At 69.5% G+C, this 3306-nt stretch carries 4 protein-coding genes; all 4 read right to left on the reverse strand.

What is annotated here, in order from left to right; genetic code table 11:
• Positions 1-153: 153 nt before the first annotated feature.
• Positions 154-522, reverse strand: a complete 369-nt coding sequence (locus ACWD0Y_RS36425; RefSeq protein ID WP_450264539.1) for an STAS domain-containing protein — start codon at positions 520-522, stop codon at positions 154-156.
• Complete coding sequence (locus ACWD0Y_RS36430) at positions 519-1943, reverse strand: PP2C family protein-serine/threonine phosphatase (protein ID WP_450264540.1); 1425 nt, start codon at positions 1941-1943, stop codon at positions 519-521. The genes ACWD0Y_RS36425 and ACWD0Y_RS36430 overlap by 4 nt, the downstream gene beginning before the upstream one ends.
• A 712-nt stretch (positions 1944-2655) precedes the next feature.
• Positions 2656-3132: an ATP-binding protein gene (locus ACWD0Y_RS36435; RefSeq protein WP_450264541.1), complete on the reverse strand. Its 477-nt coding sequence runs from the start codon at positions 3130-3132 to the stop codon at positions 2656-2658.
• Positions 3133-3212: 80 nt separating this feature from the next.
• On the reverse strand, positions 3213-3306 hold a 94-nt coding region (locus ACWD0Y_RS36440; RefSeq protein WP_450264542.1), incomplete at its 5' end, for a sigma factor-like helix-turn-helix DNA-binding protein.

Raw genomic sequence — 3306 nt, forward strand, 5'->3', positions numbered from 1 at the left:
CCCCATCCGCGTATCTCATACACCACGGATACAGCCATCCACCCACACCCCCCAGGGACTTCGCGAGAATTCACCCCGACGAGCGCAAGTCAGTAGTGGGGCTGTGCTGTGCCGAGCGGGCTCGCTGATGCCACCCCTGTGAGGGAGGGTGTTTCAGGCGGTGGTGCGGTTGCCTGGGCGTGCGGCGAGCGCGGCCTCGGCGCTGGGGTAGGCGGGCAGGAAGGCGTCCATCCCGGTGACGCTGAGCAGGCGGCCCAGCCGGTCGGGGATGGCCGCCAGGGTCAGGGAGCCGTCGGCTTCCTTGGCGCAGCGCCAGATGCCGACGAGGGCGCCCAGCCCGGAGGAGTCGCAGAAGGTGACATCCGACAGGTCGGCGACCAGGTCGGGGTGTCCGGTCGCGATGAGTTCCAGGGCGCGGGCCCGCACGGCGGGTGCGGTGGTGATGTCGAATTCGCCGGACAGCGCGATCACGGCCAGGGCGCCGTCGGTGTGCGGGACGTCGATGTGGAATGCGTCGGTCATGGGCGTGGGTTCTCCTGCCCGACGCAGACGTCGGCGGTCGGGGCGGCGGCGCTGTGGGCGGTGGTGGTGATGCCGGCGGGAGCGGCATCGGGGGTGGGGACGGACAGGGCCAGCAGGGCCACGTCGTCGCGTTCGGTGTCGGGGAGGGTGTCCAGGAGCGCGACGGTGTCGTCGATCAGGGCGCCGGCGCTGACCGGCGTGGTCCGCTGGGCCAGGAAGTCCGTCAGGCCCGTGTCGGCGAGCCTGTCACCGTCGGCGGTGCGGGCCTCGGTCAGCCCGTCGGTGTACAGCAGCAGTCCCTCGCCGGGTGCCAGGTGCAGGGTGCGTGAGGCGAAGGCGGCTTCGGCGAACGCGCCGACCAGCATGCCGCCCTGGGCGCGGGCCGCCTCGACCCGCACGCCGCCGCCTTCGGTGGGGCTGAGGTGGTAGGCGGGTGGGTGACCGCCGGTGGCCAGCGTGACCGTGAACCCTCCATCGGCCGAGGGTTCCAGCAGGCCGATGACGGCGGTGCAAAAGCGGGTACCGACCGCGGCGTCCAGGAGCAGCGCGGTGTTCAGCGCCTGCAGCGCGGCCGTGGGGTCCGCGTCGACCAGAGCCGCGGCCCGCAGCGTGTAGCGGATCAGCGAAGTGACCGAGGCGGCTTCGGCGCCCTTGCCACAGACATCGCCCAGGAAGAACGCCCACCGGCCTCCGCCGACGGGGAAGACGTCGTAGAAGTCGCCGCCCACTTCCTGCGGGGAGGCCGTCTTGTAGTGACAGGCCAGCTCCAGCCCCGGCACGGCGGGCAGAGCGGGAGGCACCAGGGTGCGCTGCAGGGTGGAGGCGAACGCGGCGATGGCCACCTTGTCCCGCTCCGCACGCTGGCGGGCCTCTTCCTCCGCCCGGCGCTTCTCCTGCTCGACCTTGCGGCGCTCCTGCTCGGCGCGCACCACGTTCAGTGCCGACAGCCGCAGCTCCAGCTGGTCACGCACCACCGCGGCCAGGTCCGCGAGGGTGGAGGCATCGGCCTCGCTGATCTTGCGGGGCCGGGTGTCGAGGATGTTGACCGTGCCCAGCCGATGCCCGTCAGTGGTGGTGATCGGAGCGGCGGCGTAGAACCGTACCCCCATCGGGCCGGCGACCAGTGGGTTGGAGCAGGCGACCGGGTCGAGCAGGGTGTCGGGGATGACGGTGGTGTCATCGGTGAGCACCGCCGAGGCGCACAGGCCCGGATCGCGGCCGATCTCGCTGACGCCTTCCAGGCCGTGCGCGGCCTTGAACCAGATCCGGTCCTCGTCCACGATCGTCACCGTCGCCACCGGCACCTCGAACAGGCGTGCGGCCAGTGCTGCGACTCTGTCGTAGGCGCCGTCCGGCGGAGTGTCGAGAATGTCGTAACGGCGCACCGCCGCCATCCGCGCTGCCTCGACCGACGCGGCCACAGGCCCGCTCGGTACTATCGCAGGCGGGCTCGCTTGCTCCGGCATGTTCCTCGTCTCGTCATCCCCCCAGGAAGGCACCGACCAGACAGCCAGCACTCCGGAAGCCTACCGAACGCCCCCAGCGTCACCGCTCAGGAGGCGCCGCCGAGCGGCCGATCCAGGAGCTTGCTGAAGAAGTCCGTGACCCACGGACGTGCGCGCTCGCGGTCGCGTAGTTCGTCGTGGCCGAACCGGAAGACTTCCTACCCTTGGAACTTCAAGGCGCGGTCGCTGGCCATGGTCGGGGCGTGCTTTGCGCTGTCGGGCTCGATTCGGCGTTCGCGTGTGCCACCGCCAGGAACACGCCTGAATGGGCGACGAAATAGGCGGCCGGCGCCAGGCGGTGGCGTCACCATCAGGACGGTTGCCCAAGGCCAACCAGATCAGGGCAGCGGCCACCTGGATCAGGTCGGCTGTGACCATGTGCCAGACAGCGTGCAGCACGCGACGCGGCTCGTCAGTCAGGTTGATCGGGATACCCCGTTCCGTCATGGGCGGGTGGCCGCTGCACCTGATCTCGGCTCGGTTGCTGCCGAAAACTCGTGAACATCTGGGTGGCTCCGACACCGGGGGCGACGGGGTGCTGCTCGATCTCGTGGGCAGAACCAGAGGCTTCTACAGCCACGGTGCCGCGTCTTGGGCAGCGGATAGCAGGGCGACAAGCAATCCTCGGTCACCACGGCAGGAAGGCGTGCACCGTCTTGCCGTGAGCCTCTGGAGCGATGATGGTCTGCTCGGCCAGTGCGTTGATGAGGTGCCAGCCCAGTCCGCCGCATCCGGTGAGGTCAATGGGCCGTGGCCGGGGCTCTGCCGGGTTGGTGTCGGTCAGGGCGACGTGCACTGTCCCGGTCATGGTGCTTCCCAGGGTGAGGGTGAAGGGGCCGGGAGCGAAAGCGAACGTGTTGGAGGCCAGTTCGGTGACGACGATCAGTACGTCGTCGTGAGCATCCGGAGTTTCGGGCGGTTGCATGCGGCTGAGGCCGTGGAGGAAGTCAGAAGCCCAGGCGCGGGCTTCGCTCACATCACGCAGAGCGCCGTCGAAGTGCCAGCTTTGTTCGACGCTCATGGCGGTCAGCAGGCCGGCGTCTGAATGATCTCGGTCAGCAGCCACATCTTGCTCCTTCGTCCCGTCGGAACCTTGGAGACTCACGGGTTGCCCGATCCTTCGGCACTCATGCCCCTGCTTCCCAGATGCATATGGCAGGCGCAGCCAACCAGGCATGCGATGTGTCAGGCCAGCATGCCGGTGCGGAGCTTGGCCAGGGTGCGGCTGAGGAGGCGGGAGACCTGCATCTGGGAGACGCCCAGCTCGGCGCCGATCTGG

The sequence above is a fragment of the Streptomyces altiplanensis genome (genome assembly GCF_053591575.1).

Bases quoted from the DNA above. Each gene is read 5' to 3' on its own strand.
- ACWD0Y_RS36425 (WP_450264539.1), bottom strand. From the start codon at position 522: ATGACCGACGCATTCCACATCGACGTCCCGCACACCGACGGCGCCCTG.